General features: G+C 72.2%; 24 protein-coding genes and 2 pseudogenes. 19 read left to right on the plus strand and 7 right to left on the minus strand.

The annotated features are described in order from the left end of the window. Positions 1-2 precede the first annotated feature (2 nt). Positions 3-1,115: a GNAT family N-acetyltransferase gene (locus J1G43_RS19715; protein ID WP_372437922.1), complete on the minus strand. Its 1,113-nt coding sequence runs from the start codon at positions 1,113-1,115 to the stop codon at positions 3-5. Between J1G43_RS19715 and J1G43_RS17505 the strand changes: the two genes are divergently transcribed. Continuing rightward, the gene (locus J1G43_RS17505; protein WP_207378950.1) at positions 1,057-1,668 is read left to right on the plus strand and encodes a Clp protease N-terminal domain-containing protein; all 612 of its coding nucleotides are present in this window, start codon (positions 1,057-1,059) and stop codon (positions 1,666-1,668) included. The genes J1G43_RS19715 and J1G43_RS17505 overlap by 59 nt on opposite strands. A 126-nt stretch (positions 1,669-1,794) precedes the next feature. On the opposite strand, the gene J1G43_RS17510 is transcribed toward J1G43_RS17505, so the two are convergent. Continuing rightward, positions 1,795-2,082 carry a DUF664 domain-containing protein gene (locus J1G43_RS17510; protein ID WP_207378951.1) on the minus strand — a complete coding sequence of 96 codons (288 nt, stop codon included), beginning with the start codon at positions 2,080-2,082 and terminating at the stop codon, positions 1,795-1,797. A 522-nt stretch (positions 2,083-2,604) separates the two neighbouring features. Between J1G43_RS17510 and J1G43_RS17515 the strand changes: the two genes are divergently transcribed. Further along, positions 2,605-3,441: an alpha/beta fold hydrolase gene (locus J1G43_RS17515; RefSeq protein ID WP_207378952.1), complete on the plus strand. Its 837-nt coding sequence runs from the start codon at positions 2,605-2,607 to the stop codon at positions 3,439-3,441. A 324-nt stretch (positions 3,442-3,765) separates the two neighbouring features. Here the strand turns inward: J1G43_RS17515 and J1G43_RS19220 are convergent, their stop codons facing one another. After that, positions 3,766-4,716: a nuclease-related domain-containing protein gene (locus tag J1G43_RS19220; RefSeq protein ID WP_242635993.1), complete on the minus strand. Its 951-nt coding sequence runs from the start codon at positions 4,714-4,716 to the stop codon at positions 3,766-3,768. Between J1G43_RS19220 and J1G43_RS17525 the strand changes: the two genes are divergently transcribed. From J1G43_RS17525 to J1G43_RS17545, 5 genes and pseudogenes are all read left to right on the plus strand, one after another. Further along, positions 4,610-4,969: a hypothetical protein gene (locus J1G43_RS17525; protein ID WP_207371052.1), complete on the plus strand. Its 360-nt coding sequence runs from the start codon at positions 4,610-4,612 to the stop codon at positions 4,967-4,969. The genes J1G43_RS19220 and J1G43_RS17525 overlap by 107 nt on opposite strands. Before the next feature lie 132 nt (positions 4,970-5,101). Next, positions 5,102-5,269: pseudogene (locus J1G43_RS17530) on the plus strand (GNAT family N-acetyltransferase); the annotation flags it as partial. 91 nt (positions 5,270-5,360) lie between these two features. Then, positions 5,361-5,840, plus strand: a complete 480-nt coding sequence (locus J1G43_RS17535; protein ID WP_207800704.1) for a GNAT family N-acetyltransferase — start codon at positions 5,361-5,363, stop codon at positions 5,838-5,840. Positions 5,841-6,453: 613 nt separating this feature from the next. Next, a complete protein-coding gene (locus tag J1G43_RS17540; protein WP_207378953.1) occupies positions 6,454-6,819 on the plus strand; it encodes a hypothetical protein in 366 nt (121 codons plus the stop codon). 97 nt (positions 6,820-6,916) lie between these two features. Continuing rightward, a complete protein-coding gene (locus J1G43_RS17545; protein ID WP_207378954.1) occupies positions 6,917-7,423 on the plus strand; it encodes a hypothetical protein in 507 nt (168 codons plus the stop codon). Positions 7,424-7,456: 33 nt separating this feature from the next. Here the strand turns inward: J1G43_RS17545 and J1G43_RS17550 are convergent, their stop codons facing one another. Continuing rightward, positions 7,457-7,681, minus strand: a complete 225-nt coding sequence (locus J1G43_RS17550) for a hypothetical protein (protein ID WP_207371057.1) — start codon at positions 7,679-7,681, stop codon at positions 7,457-7,459. A gap of 543 nt (positions 7,682-8,224) precedes the next feature. Between J1G43_RS17550 and J1G43_RS17555 the strand changes: the two genes are divergently transcribed. The 8 genes and pseudogenes from J1G43_RS17555 to J1G43_RS17585 all read left to right on the plus strand — a co-directional run bounded on the left by J1G43_RS17555 (position 8,225) and on the right by J1G43_RS17585 (position 15,252). Next, positions 8,225-10,351, plus strand: a complete 2,127-nt coding sequence (locus tag J1G43_RS17555) for a hypothetical protein (protein WP_207371058.1) — start codon at positions 8,225-8,227, stop codon at positions 10,349-10,351. Between the two features lie 252 nt (positions 10,352-10,603). Continuing rightward, positions 10,604-11,050 carry a hypothetical protein gene (locus tag J1G43_RS17560; RefSeq protein WP_207378955.1) on the plus strand — a complete coding sequence of 149 codons (447 nt, stop codon included), beginning with the start codon at positions 10,604-10,606 and terminating at the stop codon, positions 11,048-11,050. A gap of 46 nt (positions 11,051-11,096) precedes the next feature. Continuing rightward, entirely contained in the window at positions 11,097-11,426 is a 330-nt protein-coding gene (locus J1G43_RS17565) for a hypothetical protein (protein WP_207371060.1), read from the plus strand. Positions 11,427-11,724: 298 nt separating this feature from the next. Then, positions 11,725-12,093: pseudogene (locus tag J1G43_RS19795) on the plus strand (putative glycolipid-binding domain-containing protein); the annotation flags it as partial. A 34-nt stretch (positions 12,094-12,127) separates the two neighbouring features. Continuing rightward, positions 12,128-12,595, plus strand: coding sequence for a hypothetical protein (locus J1G43_RS19225; protein ID WP_242635967.1), 468 nt, complete (start codon positions 12,128-12,130; stop codon positions 12,593-12,595). A gap of 383 nt (positions 12,596-12,978) precedes the next feature. Beyond that, the gene (locus tag J1G43_RS17575) at positions 12,979-13,716 is read left to right on the plus strand and encodes a hypothetical protein (protein WP_207371062.1); all 738 of its coding nucleotides are present in this window, start codon (positions 12,979-12,981) and stop codon (positions 13,714-13,716) included. Between the two features lie 380 nt (positions 13,717-14,096). Beyond that, entirely contained in the window at positions 14,097-14,981 is an 885-nt protein-coding gene (locus tag J1G43_RS17580; RefSeq protein ID WP_207371063.1) for an alpha/beta fold hydrolase, read from the plus strand. A 25-nt stretch (positions 14,982-15,006) separates the two neighbouring features. Beyond that, positions 15,007-15,252 carry a hypothetical protein gene (locus tag J1G43_RS17585; RefSeq protein ID WP_207371064.1) on the plus strand — a complete coding sequence of 82 codons (246 nt, stop codon included), beginning with the start codon at positions 15,007-15,009 and terminating at the stop codon, positions 15,250-15,252. Between the two features lie 305 nt (positions 15,253-15,557). Here the strand turns inward: J1G43_RS17585 and J1G43_RS17590 are convergent, their stop codons facing one another. After that, positions 15,558-15,824, minus strand: coding sequence for a ribbon-helix-helix domain-containing protein (locus J1G43_RS17590; RefSeq protein ID WP_207371065.1), 267 nt, complete (start codon positions 15,822-15,824; stop codon positions 15,558-15,560). A gap of 111 nt (positions 15,825-15,935) precedes the next feature. Here J1G43_RS17590 and J1G43_RS17595 point away from each other — a divergent pair, with 111 nt between their 5' ends. Continuing rightward, entirely contained in the window at positions 15,936-17,024 is a 1,089-nt protein-coding gene (locus J1G43_RS17595) for a HEAT repeat domain-containing protein (RefSeq protein WP_207378957.1), read from the plus strand. Between the two features lie 121 nt (positions 17,025-17,145). Then, positions 17,146-18,051 (plus strand): phosphotransferase, encoded by a 906-nt coding sequence (locus J1G43_RS17600; RefSeq protein WP_207341878.1) that lies wholly within the window; start codon positions 17,146-17,148, stop codon positions 18,049-18,051. A gap of 33 nt (positions 18,052-18,084) precedes the next feature. Here the strand turns inward: J1G43_RS17600 and J1G43_RS17605 are convergent, their stop codons facing one another. Next, a complete protein-coding gene (locus J1G43_RS17605; protein ID WP_207341877.1) occupies positions 18,085-18,558 on the minus strand; it encodes a nitroreductase/quinone reductase family protein in 474 nt (157 codons plus the stop codon). A gap of 214 nt (positions 18,559-18,772) precedes the next feature. Here J1G43_RS17605 and J1G43_RS17610 point away from each other — a divergent pair, with 214 nt between their 5' ends. Together J1G43_RS17610 and J1G43_RS17615 are read left to right on the plus strand one after the other, a co-directional pair. Continuing rightward, the gene (locus J1G43_RS17610) at positions 18,773-19,198 is read left to right on the plus strand and encodes a MarR family winged helix-turn-helix transcriptional regulator (RefSeq protein ID WP_207341876.1); all 426 of its coding nucleotides are present in this window, start codon (positions 18,773-18,775) and stop codon (positions 19,196-19,198) included. A gap of 151 nt (positions 19,199-19,349) precedes the next feature. Beyond that, positions 19,350-19,985: a fasciclin domain-containing protein gene (locus tag J1G43_RS17615; protein WP_207378958.1), complete on the plus strand. Its 636-nt coding sequence runs from the start codon at positions 19,350-19,352 to the stop codon at positions 19,983-19,985. Positions 19,986-20,152: 167 nt separating this feature from the next. On the opposite strand, the gene J1G43_RS17620 is transcribed toward J1G43_RS17615, so the two are convergent. Continuing rightward, positions 20,153-20,860, minus strand: coding sequence for a DUF72 domain-containing protein (locus J1G43_RS17620; protein WP_249670701.1), 708 nt, complete (start codon positions 20,858-20,860; stop codon positions 20,153-20,155). Positions 20,861-20,929: the final 69 nt, after the last annotated feature.

The following is a 20,929-nucleotide window of genomic DNA, read 5'->3' on the forward strand; positions in this document are numbered from 1 at the left end:
CCTCAGGGAGTGGCCGATGTCGAGGTCAGAGCACCCAGGGGCACGTCGGTGCGCAGCCGTGCGTGCAGGTGCATGTCGTGGTGGCCGTCGGCGTGCAGCGCGTGGCCGCGTCGTACGCCCTCGGCGCGGCAGCCGAGGAGCTCGGCGACGCGGCACGACGCAGGGTTGCGGGTGGAGTGCTCGACCTCGACGCGGTGCAGGCCGAGGTCCTCGAACGCCCAGCGCAGCACCTCCGTGCCTGCGCGCACGGCGACGCGCCGTCCGCGGGCCTCGGGGACGACCCAGTAGGCCAGCGCGGCGTAGCCCTCGAACAGGTTCAGGTGAGTCAGAGCGGCGCGCCCCACGACGGAGCCGCCCGCCGACGCACTGCCCTCCTGCGCGGGTTCATCGACGCGGGCTGTCGGCGCCACCACCGCCCACTCGGCGGCTGTGCCTGCGCGCCACGCGGCGTTCTTGCCCTCGATCCACGCCCGGGCCTCGTCCTCGTCGGCCATCGTCCGGGCGTGCCACCGGCGGATCGCGTCGTCGTCGTAGGCCGCGCGGACGGCCGCGGCGTCCTCCCGATGCCACCGGCGGAGCACAAGTCCGTCAGCGGCCAACGTGGGCTGGCTGGACCCGTCCCACCGATCTGCGGGAACGACCGGCTCAGCAGTCAGAGGCACGGCAGCAGCCTGCCAGCGGACGCCGGTACCGACCAGGGCGCAGCCCACGACGACGTCCGCGGACTCGAGGGAGCCGCCGTCGAGGTGGAGCACGTCGCGCCGCTCCGGCCCTCCGGGTGTCAGATTGGGTTGACACGCAGCGCATGTCAGACCAGGCTGACAGCCATGGACCTCAGGCAGGTGGAAGCGGCAGCGTCGGAGGGGGACCCCCGCGAAGGGCTGCGGATGGTCCTTGCGCTGCACCGACTGGCGGACAGGTTGGAGGACGTGCACGTCGCCCGGGCGCGAGAGCAGGGGATGTCCTGGGCGGACATCGCCGTCGAGCTCCAGGTGACGCGCCAGACGGTCCACAAGAAGCACAGCCGGCCACGCGGCCCACGGAGATGGAGCAAAGATGCTGATGTATGACCAGTCCTTCGTCGCGGTGATGACGGCGACGAAGAACGAGGCCACCGCCCTGGGAGCGCGCGACTTCGGCTCCGAGCACGTCCTGCTGGGGCTGCTGGCCTCCGACGACGACCTCACGCAGCGGGTCGTCCGGTCGTTCCCGAGCCTCACGACGTCGGTGGTGCGTGACGCCGTGCACGGCGCGCTGGACGACGCCCCCCACCTGGCTCGGCTCGGGATCTCCGCCCCCGACCCGGCGATGGCAGCGACGCCTCGACGCGCGGGCGGCGCGCCACCGCGCAACAAGCACACCCCCGAGCTGCAGTCGGCACTGAACCAGGCGACAGCGAAGTGGGGGCAGCTGCGGCGCACCGGCGCCCTGCCGAAGGAGCGCAAGGTGGGCAGCGCGATCCTGTGGCTCGCGGTGCTCGAGCCCGCCGCGCGCGCGTCACGGCTGCTGCACGCGATGGACGTCGACGCCGACAGCGTGCGCACAGCGGTCCTCGGCGCCATGGTGCCGGCAGGTGCCGGCGCTCCGGAGTGGCCGACCGAGCCGACGGTCGGGCCGTTCACCCGTCTCGTCCAGCAGGTGTTCAGCCGGACGAACGTGGCCCGCTGAGCCGTCGCTCACGACAGGGTTCTCGGGATTGCCGTCTCCGGCGTCGCGTCCGGGTGTCCGCTCACTCGGTCAGCCGAGCGAGCCAGCCGCCCGAGCCGCCTCCTCGACCCTCGACCGGTGCGCGGCTCAGTCGGCCTCGTCGCGTACTGACGTCGTCGTGCCCGCGCCGTCGGTGCCGTCGATCTGCTCGCGCAGGATGTCGGCGTGCCCGGCATGACGGCTGGTCTCGGTCAGGACGTGGACCATCACGTTGGGCGGCGTCACGTCGGGCTGCGGCCACCAGGGGACGTAGCCCGTGGCATCGATCGGCAGCGCGTCGATCGTGGCGTCGGCGTGACGGCAGGCCCGCTCGTACCCGTCGACGACGTCGGCGTACGACTCCTGCTCGGTCACCCACAGGGAGTCGCGGCTCATACGCACGAGCGTGCCACGTCGCACCTGCCCTCGGGGGTGCCCGGCCGGAAGACCCGGCCACGATGAGATGGTGGCCCGCTCCCGGAGCACGCCCGGTAGCTCGTGGGGGTGACGCCCACCACGCACGCGCGTGCGGAGCTGGACCGTCGGCTCCTGGCGACGGCTGGGGGCCCGCCCGAATGGGCCCGAACGATAGCGAGGCTCCGCGCCCGCGACTCTCGACACCGTGTCAGCGGGAAAACCGCGAGCTCGCCGGTGAAAGGGGCGACCAGCGCTTCTCCCACGCGCCCTCGACGTGCGCCCGAGGACACGAGCACGACGAGATGCGCACGTTCCTGGCTCCATGAGCGGGTGGTGGCCCGCCGGTTGACGCTGCTCGTCGGCGTAGACGGCCTCGTGCTCGACCACCCCGCCGTCGCCGTGCGGTTCGCCTGACGCTGACGATGACGGTCGACTCATGACGGTCATGACGGTCGACACGTGACGGTCGACGGCCCGCACCGGGGCGTGTCAGCGTGAACCATGCGCCATCACATCGAGCTGAGCGCGGGCCGCATCGACTACGAGGACACGGGCGGCGACGGACCCGTGCTCGTCTTCGCGCACGGCGTGCCCATGAACGAGACGCAGTGGCGCAAGGTCGTGCCACTGCTCACCGGGTGCCGGTGCATCCTGCCGACCCTCCCGCTCGGCGGCCACCGGCAACCGATGCGCCCGGGTGCTGACCTGACCCACCGTGGCGTGGCGCTGCTGCTCGGCGAGCTCCTCGAGCGGCTGGACCTCACGGACGTGACCCTCGTGCTCAACGACTGGGGCGGTGGCCAGTTCCTGGTCTCCGAGGGTCGCGCGCAACGCGTCGGGCGCATGGTGCTGGTGGCGTGCGAGGCGTTCGACAACTTCCCGCCCGCACCGGCCAAGGCCCTGGCGGCGGCCGCCCGGGTGCCGGGCGGGATCTGGCTGGTCGTGCAGCTGATGCGCACCCGCTGGTTCCGGCACAGCCCACGCGCCTACGGCGCCATGAGCCTGCGCGGCATCCCGGACGAGGTGTTCGACGACTGGATCGCACCCGCGAGGAGGTCCCGGGCGATCCGGCGCGACTTCGCGGCGTTCGCGGCCTCGGCACCGGACCGCGCGACGCTCCTGTCCTGGTCCGAGCGGCTTGCCGACTTCACGGGACCCGTGCTGGTGGTGTGGGCGCAGGACGACCCGCTGATGCCTCGGGACCACGGGCCTCGCCTCGCGGCCCTCTACCCCGCCGGGCGCCTGGTCGAGATCGCCGACTCCTCGACCCTCGTCCCCGAGGACCAGCCCGAGCGGCTCGCCGGGGCGATCCTCGCGTTCCTCGACGACACCGGCTGATGTCCGGGTCACCTGCGCGGGCATCGCCGTGCGGTTCGCCTGACTCGTCGGGTCGATCGACGTCGCCGAGGACTCGGCCAGCCAGCTGAGACGACGGGCGTCGTAGCCAGCACTCGGAGGAGCCACCCTCCCTCTCGGGTCAGCGCGGCCCCGGTCTCGCAGGTCCTCGACCAGCTGACCTCAGCGCCACGTCGTGGACCGTCGGGCGACGTCGCCGATCGCCTCGACCTGGCCGACGTCGAGGCGGGTCGGCAGTCCCTGCAGGTACGCGCGCAGTCACCGCCGGGCGACGACGACCACGGCCCCCGTCCCGCGGTTGCTGCTTCACGGTGAGGCCGCGGCGCGCACCCACCCCTGCGATGACGCCCACCGCGTCGACGGGAAGCCGGCGTGCTCGGTCAGCAACCGCGACGCGCGGCCGGCCTCGTGGCGGCTGTTGCGGACGTACGGCACCCGCCGGCCGTTGACCATGAACGTGTCACCCCTGACCCAGACCGAGGCGTGTGGGTGGTGCTTGGCGTTCACGGTGAACACACCCGCCGGGCCGATGACCACGTGGTCGATGTCCGCGTCCCGCTGACCCACCCGCACGGCGTGCAGAACTCGCCACTGCGGACCGAGTGACGTGATCTGCGCCGCGACCGCCTCCTCACCGTCGGCGCCGATCCGCCACGCCCGTTCCTCGGTCCTGACGTCGAAGACGCGCGAGGAAGCCCGTGAAGCGGCCCTGGGCGGCTCGTGCGGCGACGGCCTGCTCACGCGCCGCGCTGCCAGGACGCGCACCACTGATGTCGGTCCACGCAGGGGGCGCGTCGGCCGAGGACGGCTCGCGCGTCGCCACACCGATGGCGCCCGACGAGGCAGCGCCGCGCCGAGGTGCCAGGTGGTCGCTGATCGCCGCCTCGAACAGCGGCAGGTTCGACAGGTCGTCGGAGTGGAACGGCCCGTCTTCAGGACGAGGTACCCCAGCGCCGTCCCGCCGGGCGTCTCCGCATACAGCCGTTCGTGCCCGTCACGCGCCCACCGCCGCACGATCCAGCCGGCCCCGCGTTGGCGGACAGGTCTTCTGAGTTCCTCGACCGGCGAACACGGCCCTGTTGCCCGCGACCACAGAGGTGCACACTCGAAGCCTGCGACGAGCGATCTATCGGCTGCGGGGAGCCCGGAGATGGAACACGTCACGAACAGCGGGAAGCTGGACCAGGTGAGAGAACTGGTCACGGCCGCGGCGCGGCACACCAAGGACGTCAAGCCGGAGAAGGCGAACGAGGTCATCGAGAAGCTGGTCTCGGAACTGGCAGCCATGTCCGGCATGGACGAGGCGGAGGTCGCTGCAAACCTGGGCGGCTTCACTCTGACGAACGCCTCCAGCGGACCTGTAGGGAGCATCAACTTCAGATCAAGAGGGCGGCTGGGACACCTGCCCTGGCCGTTGGACGGCCACAAGACCTTCAAGATCTGCTGGGTCGACGAAGACGGCTACGAGTACTGCCTCGAGATCGAGATCCCCTGGCCCTCCCTGGCCTGAGGCGGCCGCAGCCATCACGAGGAGGCCCATCACGAGTCGCGCCCGCCCCTCGACCGGCACCGTCGGCCTGTACCTCGACGACCTGTTCACCGGTCCCGCGGCCCGTCGCGCGGGTGTCGGCGTCGCGCGGGTGTCGGCACGGCCCTACTGGGTGCGGTGGCCGACCTCGCCGCCCAACGCGGCGCGAGCGTCGTGCGCTGGATCACCGCCGCCGACGACGCCGACACCCGCGCGCTCTACGACGAGCTGACCACCCGGACCCCGTGGGTTACCTACGACATGGCTCCCCAGCGCGGGTGAACCACCCTCGGGTGCAGCAGGAGCTCGGTCCTCCGAGGCGCTCGGAATTCTCGTGGGCATCGGGGGGCACCGTGCCAGGATCGCGGGCGTGATGCTCCGCGACGCGACCGGCGACGATATCGAGCTGCTGCTCGACCTGCTCCTCGAGGCGTTCAACTGGGACGGCACCCCGCGGTTCACCCGCGCCGAGATCGTCGCGGACCCCCACACCCAGCGGTACCTCGGCGGGTGGAAGCGCCCGGACGACTTCGGGCTCGTCGCGACCGACGACGACGGCTCCCCGCTCGGAGCCGTCTGGGCACGCGCCCTGCCCGCGGCCACGCCGGGCTACGGCTACGTGGCGGACGACGTCCCCGAGCTCGGCATGGCCGTCGCTCGCCCCCACCACGGCCGGGGCCTGGGCTCCGCGCTGCTTGCCGGCTGCCTCCGACAGGCCCGCGACCTCGGGTGGCGGGCGCTGAGTCTGAGCGTCGAGGACGGGAACGCCCCCGCCCGCGCGCTCTACGCCCGGCACGGCTTCGTGACGGTCGGGCGCAACGGGGGCTCCGACACGATGATGCGCGAGCTCTGAGCACGCTGTGCCCACCGGGTCGCGGAAGCGCGACCGACGGGCACAGCCATGTGCGGGCGCTCGTCGAGTCCGGCGCGACCTACGACAACCCTGTCCGAGGACACGCTGGTCCAGGCGCTCGAGCGTCTCGCCGCTCCCGGCCGAGGCTCACCCTCCTGTCCGGTCCCACGTCAGCGCGCTGCTGAAGATGCCCGGCGCCTTCTGGTCGACCCCAGTGGGAGACGCGGTCCCACGGCGGCTTGTGACCTTGGAGGTCAGGTGCCACCCGTCGCAGACGTCGCACGGGTAGGTCCGCACCGGGAGCCGGCTGCGCTTGCCACTCTTGGCCGCCTTCTCGTGGACGCTGGCCAGAGCAAGCTGCGCTGCGGCTTGGTCACGTAGAACGCCTTGTCGCAGGTGCGCACCGCGCCGGTTTCCACTGCCACCGTCCGCGGCTCCAGGGCCACTCGGGGGCGGATTCTGAGGATTCGGACAGGAAGATGAGACGTCCGTCATCTCGCTCTCTTGTCCACCCGCAGGTCAGGGCCGCGCCATGCGGACAGTTCCGCTGAGCTCCTACAGGAGCGGCGGCCGCCGCTGCTTGCAGGACGTCGCCCTCGTAACCTCTGTGCGCATGGCGGAGACAGCGCTTGGTCGGGGCGGCGACGTGGCCGGGCGGTTCGGCGCTGACCGGTCGCCGGTCCTCCCGGGGGAGATCGTCGGCGTCGCGCAGGCAGTCGGAACGGGCCTTCTACCCATCAACGGCTTACGGCACCCTCCCGCCGGGCGCGCGTGCGGCTGGTACATCTGGGCGGGCGAGGAGCTCTCTTCGGCGGCCGACTTCTTCGAGCCGCGCCATGTCGAGCACCTTGGCCCACTGAGCCAGTGGGTCCGCCCCTACCTCGAGCTCGCACCCGGCTGGCGCTTCCTCATCGCCCCGGGCTACGAGGACGTCTGGTTCGACGCAGGCCTCCTGCAGGGTGCCCAGGCTGGACGATGACGAGTCCTGCCTACGACTCAGCCCCGGGTGGTTCCATGAGCTTCCTCGACGAGGTCGTCCTGACGGGCGATCCCGTCGTGTCGACGACACTGGCGCCGTGGACGGTACAGACGACGACAGGCACGGCGTGAGGCACCGCGACCCCGGGCTGACGGCCTACGAGCTCACCGCCGAGGACGTGCTCGTGACCTGTCCTTCCTGCCAGGCCTGCGCCAGGGTCGTCGTGACGTCACGGAGCGACGAGTGGCTCGGGTCGTGGCCCCGCCGCCTCGTGTGCCCGCACTGTTCTCTGGTGCAGGAACGTCCACCGAGGTCGGGGAGCGCGTGGGGTGGAGCGACCGACCCCTACTTCGGCGCGCCGCTGTGGCTGCAGAGTCCGTGCTGCGGCGGGCGGGTGCTGTGGGCCTACAACGAACGGCATCTCGGCGTGCTCCGCGCCCACGTCGCCGCGAAGCTGCGCGAGACGCCGGAAGACCTCGGCCCCACCAGCATGCTCGAGCGCCTGCCGTCGTGGATCACCTCGGCACAGCACCGCGACGAGGTGGTGCGGACGATCGACCGTCTGCAGCGGCGCGTACCGCCGGGGCCTCGGACAGGTATGTGAGACCTGGCCGTGCCCCGCGACGAACCTGCTCGATCAGCACGACTCCTCGATGACCAGCAGCGTGCGGCGCTGGTCGTCCCGGAACTCCCCGGTATCGAAGTCGGTGTGGTCGCCGGGATCGCGAACCGCCGGCTCCTTGAGGTAGCGGCGCATCCGCTGCCACAACGCGTCCCGATCGGCTGGCTCGACGTCCGTCGGTGCGTGTGGTCCGTAGAACAGCAGGACCCTGACCTCGGGCGAACCCAGCAGGCGCCTCACGCGCTTGTCCGTGCACAGACCGCCACGGCGCCGCCATCGCGTCCCAGCGGCATCGAGCCACTCCCCGTCACGAATCGGCGAGGGCCACTCACCGCCGTCTCCGGCAGGACTCGGCTCCGGCGGTCGCTCTGCCCCGTCCCGGCGCTCTCGCTGTTCCGGTCCTCTGCTCACCCCGCCATCGTGCCTACCCACGACCGACGTTCACCAGCGGGCTACTGGATCGGGGAACGGGCCACTCGTGGGACAGGTTCTGAGGATTCGGACAGGAAGATGGGACGCCCGTCGTCTCACCCACCTGTACACCCGCGGGTCATGACCGCGCCACGCGGACAACTCCGCTGAGTTCCTACAGACGCGCCCCACCTGGACTCCACACCACCATCGGCTGGTGCTCGGCGCGCGCGACGGGCTGGTGCGGGCGTGCGGGTGTGAGACGTTCGGGCAGGACCGTGCCTGTGGACGAACCGGCCCAGATCGGGCGCCCGGTCGCTAGGCTCCGTCTCGGTCGGGGAACCCTCCTGGCGGGAGCGAGGAGGAGCAGGCGTGGGGTTCATCCAGATCGAGGACGCGTCCGGGGTCGTCGCGAGCATGCGGCGCGTTGCGGACGACCTGGACGAGGCACAGCACGAGCTGCGCACCCGTGCGGCAGGGCTGGAGGTGGACAGCGCGTCGTTGTCCCGGCTCCCACCGGTGACGGCCCGCATCCGCGCCCTGGCTGCCGACCTGCAGACGCGCGTCGACCTGGCGACGGCGATCGAGGCGGGCCGCTCGGCCTGGGACGTGGGGAGCACCGCGGTCGAGGTTCCCGACGTCGAGGGCGAGGACCTGTACGCGGCGATGGGCAGGGAGCTGGCCTTCGCGGCACGCGGCCTCGACCCGCAGGACACCGGGGCACTGGCGTGGTTCGACGGCGTCGTGATGCGCCACCGCAACAGCACCGGCTTCGCGGCGTCCTTCCTGTCGACGCTGGGGGGCGGCGAGACCTTGGACCTGATGACCCGGATCGCGTCCAGCACCCCGCCGGGTGGTGCGCCCGGTGAGACGCAGCGGCGCACCATGTCGTCCCTGCGGTACCTGCTGCACGTCGCCGACCGCGGCTGGGACGACGCGCAGCGCTCGAGGTTCGCGGCCGAAGCCGTCGGTGCGGCGACCGGCCCGCACGAGGGTGACCCGGTCAGCCCTTTCGTCGCCGGGTACGGCGGGGCCCTGTCCTACCTCCTGGACAGCCAGCAGCACAGCTCGGCACTGACCCTGACGATCGCGCGGGGTCTCGACGAGTACGAAGGCGACGCGGCAGCGGCGGTGGGACGTCCCGCGGACGACATGCTGTGGACGCGGCGGCTCACGGGTCTGAACCCGTGGGCAGGGTTCTTCCCGCAGCTGCCCGGCGGTGGGACGTCGCCGGCGTCGTGGGACCCCGGGATCGGCCTGATGTCCGCACTGGCCCGTGACCCCGCCGCCACGGTGACGTTCTTCACCGAGGGGTCCGACCACCGTGAGGCGACCGCCCGCATGACCTACTGGCTGCACGACCGCCCGTGGGACGACCAGTTCTCGGCGGTGAGCCGCGCGATGGTGGCCGCCACGACCGACCCCGATCTGCTGGCCCACCCCGCGACCGCCCGGGCGGTGGCGTCGCTCACCGCCGCTGTCGTCAACCTCATCGGCACCCGGACCGACATCGACCGGGACGTGCTGACCGGCGGGTACGGACCGACGGACGCCGCGAACAACTTCGCCATGATCCTGGCGACGCACGCGCTCGCCATGGACTCGGCAACGCGGAGCATCCAGATGGACGTCGGGACTGCCGAGGTCATCGACGCCGGAACTGCCTGGTTCCACACGGGAGAGCTCGGGGTGCTGCCCGTCTTCGATGCTCGCACCAGCGGCGGGGACGCCCGCACGCAGTCGCCGCTGGGGGCGTTCGTGACGTTGGCGTCGGCCACCACCGAGTCGACGGCGACGCTGCGCGCCGGGGTCGACCGGTATGCCGCGGTGAAGTACGGCATCGCGCTCGGTGCCCTTGAGGACTCGCTCGAGGCGCAGGGGACGGTCCTGGTCAGGGATCAGGCCGGCGACCAGCTCGACGGTCACCCGACCGGTCTGTTCACGGCGGCCTGGAAGTCGCAGGCTGGGCTTGAGGGCATGCTCACGCACGCGGTCGGACGTCGGGACATCGACGACGCCCAGGTGGACGCGGCACGCACCGAGGCGTGGACCACGTCCCTCATCACCGTGGTCAGCGTGAGTGGGGCGGCGGGTGCTATCACCGGTGACATCGCCAACGGCGTGCGCGCCGTCGCAGCCACCTACGCGCAGAACGGGCAGCCGCTCGACGGCGCCCAGCGGACCGTTGTCAGCGCGCTCGTGCCGGACCTCACCGTGATGGAGAGGGTCGAGGGGGCGACGAAGGAGGCCGCCGCCGCGAGGGAACGCGCCTACTACCAGGCGATCTCCGCCCTCGCGACATCGCGTGCCGCACCCGCGGACCTGGCCGCGCCGTTGCGTCACGCCGACGGCGGAGCCCTGACCTACGAAGAGTTCAGGATGACCGGCATGGCCGCGGACGAACTGACCTACCCACGGAACCTCGGAGAACTTCTCGACCCAGGGGAGTTCGGGGAGAAGTTCATCAGGGAGTTCCTCGTCCTCTACCCGACGGATTGACTCATGACCATCACGACACACCCCAGCAGGGTCCGCGGCCTGGCAGTGTCGGTGTGCGCGGCAGCGCTTCTGCTCACCGGCTGCAGTCAGGCAGTTGAGGAAGCCGTCGACCCCCGCGGGGCGACCGCCGGGGTTTTGACGACCGACGACCTCGGCCAGGACTGGGCCGGCCCGTGGTGGGGCATCCCGTCCGCGCAGAAGGAACGCGACACCGACCCACCACGGTTCGAGCTCAGGTGTGACGTTCCGTTGGTGCCGAGCGGATCGTCCGGCAGCTCTGGGCGCGAAGCGTACGCCAGCGCAGCGTGGAGCACCGGCGACCACGGCGAGGTCATCGTCTGGTCCCAGGCCACCCGCTACGACACGTCCGACGACGTCGACGAGACGTTGACCGCGATCGACGACCGCGCGAGCCAGTGCGTCGCTTGGGAGCCCGTCGCGACCGAGGTCACCTCCGTGGTCACCGTCACCGGCACCCCTCAGGCGCCCGTGCTCGACGAGGTCTACCGGGAGAACACCCCCCACGCCTGGCACATCCGCACCACGTGGACCACCACGGACGACGACATCATCGTCATGCTCACCATCGGCTGGCGCCCCGGCCACGACCCCCACCTCGACCACGAGGCACTCCTGGCCACGGCGGTCGAACGCGCAGCCACCCTGCCCGAGACCACCAACGCCCCCTGGCCGAGCTGACCCCACGCCAGCCCCGCCCCCAGCCCACTCCCGCCACGGAGCCCTCATGTCGACCGGACTGACCCCGGATTTCCGCCCCAACCAGTACAGGACAGCGCTCGGCGACGCCGCGGCCCACGCCACCACGACCGCTGCCACCCTCACCGATGAGGGCGGCCACCCCCTGCACCGCGCACTGGAGGACCTGGCCCTGGCATGGAGGTCACGTTCCACCGTCCGCGCGGACTTCGAGAGCGAGGTCCTGGACCTGTCGCGGACGGCCGCCGCCGCCCTGGGCGATCACGTCGACGCCCTGCGCGCGGCCGTCGGGAACGAACCACCCGTCGTCGACCCGGCGGGTCCCCAGGGGTGGAAGAGCCGCTACGCGACGCGTTGAGACACAGCGTCGCCCGGGTACGCGCGCCCGCCGACTGGGGCAACATCGTCCAGTACTCCGACTGGACCGGGCTCCAGCCAGCAGTGGCAGCTGGTCCGGGTGGGCTGAGCCCGGCGCGCCACCGGGACCGCCTGGTGCAGCCCCGCGAGGACCACGGGCGCCCGCGTCTCATCGAGGTGTCCCACCGCAGGCCAGACCTCCGGCTCCGGAACGTTCGATGACTCGCTGCACGGTGGTGCGGGTCCGCCGCCGCGCCCTGGCGTGCCCCCCGTCCGACTGTTTGCCTGGGGCCGTGTACATGTCGTTCCCGCCGTTCGCCGCCTGGCGGTTCGTCGACGCGGTCGACGGGTTCGAGGTGGCCTACCTCGAACCGGGCCGGTTGCGCGGCCACACGTCCGCCGTCGAGGGCGGTCGGGCGCACGCCGTCGCGTACGACATCACGCTCGACGGCGACTGGAGAACCCGGTCGGTCCGCGTCTCGTCCGACACCGTGGACGGGTTGCGCACCACCGAGCTCCTCTCCGACGGCCAGGGCAGCTGGACCGTCGACGGCCGACCTGCACCCCGTCTGGACGGGCTGCTCGACGTCGACCTCGAGGCGTCCGCCTGCACGAACACGTTCCCGGTCCACCGGTTAACGCTGCCTGTCGGCGAGGAAGTCGCCGCCACCGCGGTCTATCCCGGTCGCGCTCGACGGGGAGATGCTCGCCTTCCCGTACCGCATCTACCACGCCGCCCTGCCCGCGGACACCTCGTTCGTCACGCCGCTGGCTCCGGTCGTGACCGCGTGCGCGTACACACGTCACCACGACGGCCACGTGCGACAGAGGGCACTGCGCACGCTGCTGGACGGGCCCGGCGCGCTGCAGCCGTGGGTCGTCCCGTACGTCGTCAAGCTCGTCGACGAGTACGTCGTGGAGATCGTCGACGACGTCGCCGCGTTCCTGACGGATGTCGATGTCGAGGGCTCGCCGCAGCAGCGCGCCTACGGACGGGTGCTGGCGCAGAACCCCGAGATGCTGCGCCTGCTGCGGGCGCGGGTCATCAGCTACTGGGACTGCTACTACCGCCGGCGCTACCCCCTCGAGGAGTACCCGGGCCACCGCCTCACCCTGGCCCTGTCCCGTGCCGCGGCGTTCGAGGGGGCGTCGCCACCCCCGGAGCCGTAGGCGCGCCCTCGGCAGACTTCTCGGATGGACCACGCTCCGACCTTCGAGATGACGATGCTCTCCGACCGGTGGGCCGAGACCTACGGGATCGCTGCCGCTGGCGACTGGAGGCGGAGCTCGCACGCGAGGTCGTCGAAGGCCACCGCCTGCACGGGTTACCGGTGCAGGCAGTGGCGGTGCACCGACCGGAGAAGGAGGTCGTCTTCTGGTTGCCCCAGGAGGATCTCTGGGCCTGGGTTCACCTCACATGGACGAAGGAGTCGTCGCCTCGGTGGCCGAGCGTGGTCCTGTGCGACTCGTGGCAGGCGCTCGTGCGGGAACTCCGCGAGGCCGCTCGCGGGTGACGCCCCTCCCGTTCGACGCGGTTGCGGCACAATCCGGGCGTGGGATCACACGGTGACTGGCTGGCGCGCTATCGGGGCGGAGCGCACCGGGAGGTCTGGCGCGAGCTGGGCGACCTCGGTCACCGCGTGCGGGAACCGGAGTACGCCCCGGAGGCCCAGGCTGTGTGCGACGAGTGGGCGCGGCGCGTGCGGATCAACCTCGAGCGGATCATCGACCGGCTGAGCGACCAGGGTTATCGCTTCCACGAGAACGACGACGCGCAGACGCCGGCAGTGCCGTTCGCGCCCGCGAGCGCCGGCGCTGCGGAGCACGTGCGCTGGTTGGAGCAGACGTTCGGCACGATCCCGATGACGTTGTCGTCCTGGGTCCGCCTCGTCGGCGACGTGTGGCTGGTCGGGACGCACCCGCGGTGGGCGGGCGCGTCCGCCGCGGACCCGCTCGTGCTCGAGGTCGAGGGCACCCGCTACGCGGGCGCGGACATGCGGGCGCTGCTCCTGGACGAGCTCGACCAGTGGGAGGACACGGCCGACGGTGAGCGGTTCCAGCTCCCAGTGGCCCCCGACGCCCTCCACAAGGACAACGTGAGCGGCGGCCCTCCGTACGGCGTCGTGCTGCCGGACGCCGCCGCAGACGGCCGCATCGTCACCACCGACGAGATGGCCCTGGTCGACTACGTCCGTCTGGTCTTCGACCGGGGCGGGTTCGCCGGCTGCTCGGAGCAGGACAGGCGCGGGGCCGTGATCACCTCCCTGGGAGCCGACCTCCTGCCGCTCTGACGGCGCCGCCGTCATCCGGCGGTGGCCCCGGACTGCGCCACCAGCTCGTCGAGGTCGGGGCCGTCGCGATCCGCCCGACGGAACCGGCACGGACCTCGATACCTCGGCGGGACGGCGACCGTCGGCTGACCTCCGTGCCGCGTCGTGTCGCCGCTGCCAGGTCGCCATACCGAGAGCCAGACGACCGGCGGTGAGCGGCGCGGTGCCGGTGGCGCTGCCGGCCTGGTTGGCAGGGTCGGCGACGTGCGGCTGGTCGGGACGCAGCCGCGTCGGCCGGGCGCGTCCGGCACGGACCCGCTGACCTCCACCGCCATGCTGGGAGCACAGGGGACGACCCGGGACGCCGCCTCCTGGTGGTCGGGGCGGACAAGGAGAACGCGGTGGACACCGAGCGTCGCGTGGTCCGGACGTCGGCGGGCGTCGTCGAGGTCGTGGTGCGTGCCGATGCCGGCACGCCGGGCGACACGGTCCTGTACCTCCACGGGGGGCACGAGTCCGCAGAGGCTGCTCCTGCCTGCCGGGTGTACGTCGAGCTCGGACACCGCGTCGCCGCCGTGTCGCGCCCGGGGTACGGGGGCACCGACGTGGGGCCGCTCTCCCCCGCCGACTTCGCACCGCAGATCGACGAGGTGCGTGCCGCGCTCGGGGTCGATCAGTTCACGGCTGTGGTGGGCACGTCGTTCGGCGGGCAGCAGGCCGTGCAGTACGCCGTGCAGCGGCCCGCTCGGGCGCGCTCGCTGATCCTGCACTCGGCCGCCCCGTCGACGCTGCCGTACCCGGACGTCGCGCTGCAGCGGCTGCTCGGGCCGGTCATGTTCCATCCGAGGGTCGAACGGCACGTGTGGGGCGCCACCAGGACGCTGATGCGCCGGGCGCCCGAGGTCGGCCTGCGCATGATGCTGGCACCGCTGTCGACGGTGCCCCTGGCCACGTGGCTCCCCCAGGTCACGGAGGCGGACCGGGCGGAGATGCGGGACGCCTTCGCCTCGATGCGGTCCGGACGTGGGTTCGTCATCGATCTCGCCCACGCCGGAACCGACGAGGGACCGATCCGTCGCGCGGCGCAGCAGCGGGCGCCGTGCCGGACGCTGGTCACAGGCTCGCGGCATGACGGTGGCGTCGCCTGGGCGCACGCCGAGGACCTCGCCTCCACCATCCCGCGAGCGAGCCTCGTCGAGCTCGGGGCGCCCTCGCACCTGTTCTGGATCGGCGAGAGCCGTACTCGACTTCGCGAGGTGGTCGACGACTTCCTCGCCGGCGTGTGAGGTCCGTTCTGCCAGGCTCGACGGCGTGGACATCAGGTCGGTCGACCCTCGCGACCAGACGTGGGAGCTGGACCAGCCGAGCTATCGGGTGTACTTCCATGCCGCCGACGGCGCGTCCGACGAGTACGAGCTGCGCGGCGGCGACGTGGTCGACGTGCTGAGCTGGGCACAGGCTCAGGGGGCGGGCCGGTCGTTCGTCGTCTACGTGTGCGTCCCCGGCGGCGGCCTCGGACTCGTCCGCCTCCAGGGCAGCGACCCGAACGCGCGCTGATCGAGACATGACCGGGGCTCGAGCGACGCACTCCTCATGGACCTGAGGAAGGGCGTCAGGACAGCAAGGAGTGGTACTGCTCGCGCGCCTTCATCGCGTGGATGATGAGCTCGTCACCCCGAGTCGAACTCCAGGATCACGAGTTCGAGCAGCCGGCTGGCGCTGTCGAAGCCGAGAAGGAGCGGCGTCGGGGGTCGTCCTCATCGTCGAGCCGCTGGCGGTACACGGGCGCCTCGGCGGCGTCCCGCAGGTGACCGTCCGTCAGGCGGTCGCGGGAGTAGTGCTTGCGTGCCGAGGGGTGGATGTCACGCAACGTGCGCCCATGCGCGCACTGCGGCCCGGATGGCCTCGGTCCGGTTGGGCAAGCCCTCAGCCTCGGCGCGCCGCGTCAACGCCGCGAGCGTGGGGCCGTCGAGCCGGACCGTGACCACGACACCGGGACCTTCGCCCGCGGTGGGCCGTCCCCGGCGTCGCAGGGCTGCGGGGTCATAGCCGGCTTCCGCCTCGTCGGCCCATGCTTGGATCTGGGCGTCGTCGACCGCCTTGCCGTGGATCTCGCCGCGAGCAGCCATCCCCTGACCGTGTACGAAACCCTTGGAACAGCCAAGGGTTCGCCCGCCCGTGACGACAAGCCACCTGCGCCGAGGACGTCCGCGCCGACAACCGAGCGATACCGTCGCATCATGGCTGAGGTCGACGCACGGTGGGTGCGGCTGCTCGCGCTGGGTCAGGGGCCCGAGGACGCCGCGTTGGACGACGAGGCGGCGTCGCTGGTCCAGCAGCTCCAGGTCGAGGCGGAGGTGTCCGTCCTCGAGCTGGCTCTGAGCGCGCTGTCGCACGACGACCCGTGGCACCGCCGGGCCGCGGCGTGGGTCCTCGGACAGTTCGGATACCCGGAGGGACGACCCTTCGGCGCGCGCGTGCTCCCCGAGCTGGTGCGCGCGGCCCGTGCGGAGAGGGACGACGACGTCCGCGAGGACCTGGTGGACGCCCTGGGCAAGGCGGAGGACGTCGCGTGGCTCGACGAGCTGCTGTCGTTCGCGGGAGACCCGGCTCCCGGCGTGCGCCGCGCGGTGGCGATGTCCGTCCCGGGCATGCCCTACGCCGCACCCCCGACCGAGCGGGCGCTCGATGCGCTGATCACGCTCTCGTCGGACCCCGATCCCCGAGTCCGTGACTGGGCGACCTTCGGCCTGGGCTCCCAGTGGTCGCAGGACTCACCCGCGATCCGCGCCGCGCTGCGCGCCCGGCTGGACGACGAGGACCACGACACAGCAGCTGAGGCGCTGCTGGGGCTGGCCCGTCGAGCGGACCCCGAGGCGCTCACCCGGGTCCGGGCTCTGATCGAGGAGCCCGACACGCTCATCGGGCTCGTGGCGCTCGAGGCGGCGGCAGAGCTCGCGGACCCCGTGCTGCTGCCGGCGTTGGAGGAGCTCGCACGGGCGTGGGACGGCGACGAGGACGAGCACACCGAGGCCCTCGCGTTCGCGATCGCCAGGTGCGACCCGGGGTCGCTCGAGGCGGCGAGACAGATCGAGCAGCAGATCGTCACGGCGGTCGACGAGCGCGTCGCCGGCACGGGGTGGTCGCTCGCGCTGACGGGTGCCTACCCCCGCACGCTGGCGTGGCCCCGTCGTCCCGACGGCGCGGTCGACGAGTCGGTCGAACCGGACCTCGTGTGGGAGCGACGCACGCCGGACGGGTCCGAGATCGATGCTGTCGTGGTCCAGTGCGTCACCGCGATCCACGAGGCTGCAGCTCGTCGGGGTTGAGAACTGCCTGCCGGGTCCGCGGACCGGGCGCGCACCAGGTCCGCGGACCGGAGGGCGGCACCGTGCGCCTCGCCGTGCGGTTCCGATCGTCCGACCGACCTGATCACTAGGGTGGCTCCGCATGACGACGAGCGAGATCAGCGCGGATCTCGTCCGCGACCTGCTGCGCGACCAGCACCCCGACCTGGCCGACCTACCCCTGCGCGAGGTGGACGGCGGCTGGGGGAACCAGATGTGGCGCCTCGGCGACGAGCTGGCCGTGCGGATCCAGCGGATGGACACGACGCCGGACCACCAGCTCAAGGAGCGCCGGTGGCTGCCGCTGCTCGCCCCGCGCCTGCCGCTGCCCGTTCCCGTCCCGGTGCGCGACGGTGCGCCGTCCGCACGGTTCTCCAAGCTCTGGACCGTCATGACGTGGGTCCCCGGGCAGCCGCTGGACCAGGGGTCGATCACTCGCGGCGAGCACGCGGCCGACGCCCTGGCGGCGTTTCTCCGGGCGCTGCACGTCGAGGCGCCCGCCGACGCACCGGTGGCCACCGACCGCGGCGCGCACCCGAAGGACTGCACCGGCGGCTTCGAGCACTTCCTCGGCTCCGTCGATGCCGAGGCGCTCGGCCGGGACACCGCCGACGTCCGGGCCGTCTGGGACGACGCCGTCGCGGCCCCCGCATGGGAGGGCCCCTCGGTGTGGGTGCACGGTGATCTGCACCCGGCGAACGTCGTCGTCGCCGACGGGACGCTGGCCGGCGTCGTGGACTTCGGCGACCTGTTCGCCGGTGACCCGGCGTGGGACCTCACGGCGGCCTGGCTGCTGCTGCCGGCGGACGCGACCGCACGCTTCTTCACCGCCTACGCGCAGGCCGACGAGGCGACCGTCCGACGTGCCCGCGGACTGGCCGCTGCGAAGAGCCTCTTCCTGATGCTGATGGGCCAGAACGGGGACCGCGGCCTGCCCGGCGGGAAGCCGGCGTGGGGGCCGGCGGGACGCGCGGCGCTCGACCGGGTGCTGAGCGAACCTCTGCCCTGACGTGGTCCGCAGCGTGCGCCGGGACGGTCGCCGTCAGGGCTGCGCCGCGGCGGGCCGGTGCACGGCGGGACGCGTCTCGAAGACGGCGACCTCGTCGGCGGCTGCGGCGAACTGGGCAGGTTCGGCGCCCTCGACGATCCCGAGGCGGATGAAGAACTGGACGCCGTGGGGCACCTCGGTCGGGAACGCGGTCATGACGCGCCTACGAACGGCGGGGTCGGTGACCTCGACCAGGTCGACGTCCTCGTGCGCGCGTCCTCGCGTGAGGCGACCGTGACCGGCGGCGCGGGCGTTCCTGGCCCAGCTCGAGTCGGCGAGCCCGGCGATGACGTAACGGCGACCGTCGACGGTGAGCGGTGAGACGGGCGTCGACCGCGGTTCGCCGGTGGTGCGGCCGGGGATCGTGATGATGTGGATGGTCCCGAGCGGCACGCCGAGCCGGTGCAGGAGCTTCACGAGGCGGTTGGCGGGCTTCAACCATCCGGGCAAGGTGCCGGTGTCGGACATGAGGTGGCTCCCTTCCAGGGGCGGCTCGTGGCGCGGCGGCCAGCGGCGTCGGTGATGACGTCGGGTGTGCGTCGACCGCGACGATCCTGTTCCCGGCACGTCGCCAGGCGGACCGGGCTCTCCCCGGTAGTGTTCGACCCGGGATCATCCCGAGCCGGGATGTAACGTGAACGGGATAGTCCCGTATTGGAGAGATTACGCACGGGGGTGGGAGATGTCGAGCCCGAACGGCGACCGGATCCGCCGGGCGCTCCAGGGTGCGCTGGTCAACGCGGTGCTCGGGAACGAGCGCATCGCGCGCGAGCTCGACCTGCTCGTCACCGACCTCCAGACGCTGCACCTGCTCGTCCTGCGTGAGGACGTCCGCACGCCCAAGCAGCTCAGCCGGACCACGGGACTGCCGACCAGCACCGTGACACGCGTCCTCGACCGCCTGGAGGCCGCGGGCTACGTCCGCCGCGTGCGCGACCCCCAGGATCGGCGTCGCATCAACATCGAGCTCGTCGCCGAGAGGATCGAGCCGATCATCGGCCGCTACCACCAGTACACGCAGAGCCTCGAACGCACGGACGCCGAGTTCAGCGAGGACGAGCTGGGGATCGTCGCCCGCTACCTCGAGCGGACCGCCTCCACCTTCTGAGGCACGGCCGCGGCGGATCGCACCGTCGCGAACCGGACGACGGCGGGTGCATCCGAGAACGCCCCTGGAGGGGAAGAGGGGGCAGGGCGTCGACGACGACGCCCTGCGGTGCGCAGCGCGTGCCGCCCGACCGCCCGCAAGGAGTCCTTCCATGAGGATCCGTCGTCTCGCAGCGTCCCTGGCCGCCACCGCCCTCGCCGGTGGTGCGGTCGTCGGGCTCGCGCCCGCAGCCTCCGCCGCCGGCACCACGAGCCTCGCCTCGGTGCTCGCCGCCGACGGCGCCGGGTTCGACCGCAACTGGTACGACTACGACATCGTCGACAACGCCGTCAACGCGGTGCTCGCCGCCAAGCCCGGCAGCCCTGTGGCGGTGCTCGCGGACGGGACGGTCCCGCTCACCGCGTTCCTGCCGAACGACCGCGCGTTCCAGGTGCTCGCGCACGACCTGACGCACCGCTGGTACGGCTCGGAGGAGAAGGTGTTCGGGGCCCTCGCGCAGGCGGTGGGGATCGACGCGATCGAGCAGGTGCTGCTCTACCACGTCGTGCCCGGCGCCACGATCGACTCCGCCACCGCACTGGCGTCCGACGGGGCGGCACTGACCACCGCCCAGGGCGGCACCTTCACGGTCGACGTCCTGTCCAAGCGGATCCCGATCGTCGTGCTGCGCGACGCGGACCGCAACGACCTGAACCCGCTGCTGGTGCGCAGCCAGCTCGACATCAACGTCGGCAACGCGCAGATCGCGCACGGCATCTCGTTCGTGCTGCGTCCGCTCGACCTGTGACGCCCCGGCGCCCGCCCGGTGCCGACCGGGCGGGCGCCGGCACTGCGCGGGCTCGGGGAAGGCATCAGGCCGGGCCGCGCGGGACCGGGGGTGAACCGGTGGAGGACCCACCCGCCGGCTTCGCCGGCCGGGACGAGTGGCGCGGTGCCCTCACGCACCTGGCGTGATCAGAGCAGGCCGAGGAACCGCTCCGCGTCGCCGACGCGGGGGAGGTTGTTGAACATGACGTAGGGCGACGGTCGGCCGTCGACCATGTCCCGCAGCCGGCGCAGCTCGTCGTCGGAGTGGACGTGACGCGAGCCGGTCGTGCCGTGCAGGCGGTAGTACGTCTGCTCGGGCGTCACGGTCTCGGTCTGCATCGGGTCGACGACGTGCGCGAGATCGAGCTCGGCGCAGAGCTCCGTGAGCAGCTGCGTGGGCCACTCACCACGAGGTTCCCACAGCAGCCGCGCCGCCGGCCGCTCCACCTGCGTCATGAAGCTCCGCAGCCGTCCGACGTTGTCAGCAGTCGGGCGAAAGCTCTTCGGGCACTGCAGCAGGACGGCGGTGGCCTGCAGGATCCGGGCGCACTCGAGGGTCCGCTGCCATCCCGCGAGGACCGCAGGCGTGGTCCGGAACGCTCCCACCTGGCCCCGTGCGCCGTCCGGCAAGGGCTGCTTCATCCGCCGGTAGGTGGGGCTGTTGGACTCGTGGGTGACGACCTGCCACGCCTTGATCGTGAACTCGAAACCGGCCGGCACCTGGGCTCGCCAGCGCATCAGCACGGCGTCAGTGGGGGGCTCGTAGAACGTGTGCTGGACCTCGACGACGGGGAAGCGGCGCACGTACGACGCCTGGGAGACGGTCCAACCGCACAGGCCGACGTGAACACCCACTGCCTATCCGTCCCCGGTGCAGCGCGCTCGAAGCGACGCCCGGCGCAGCACGATCCCGTTGGCCACGCA

The organism is Cellulomonas sp. zg-ZUI22 (assembly GCF_017353535.1).
In the GTDB taxonomy this organism is placed as follows: Bacteria; Actinomycetota; Actinomycetes; order Actinomycetales; family Cellulomonadaceae; genus Cellulomonas; species Cellulomonas wangleii.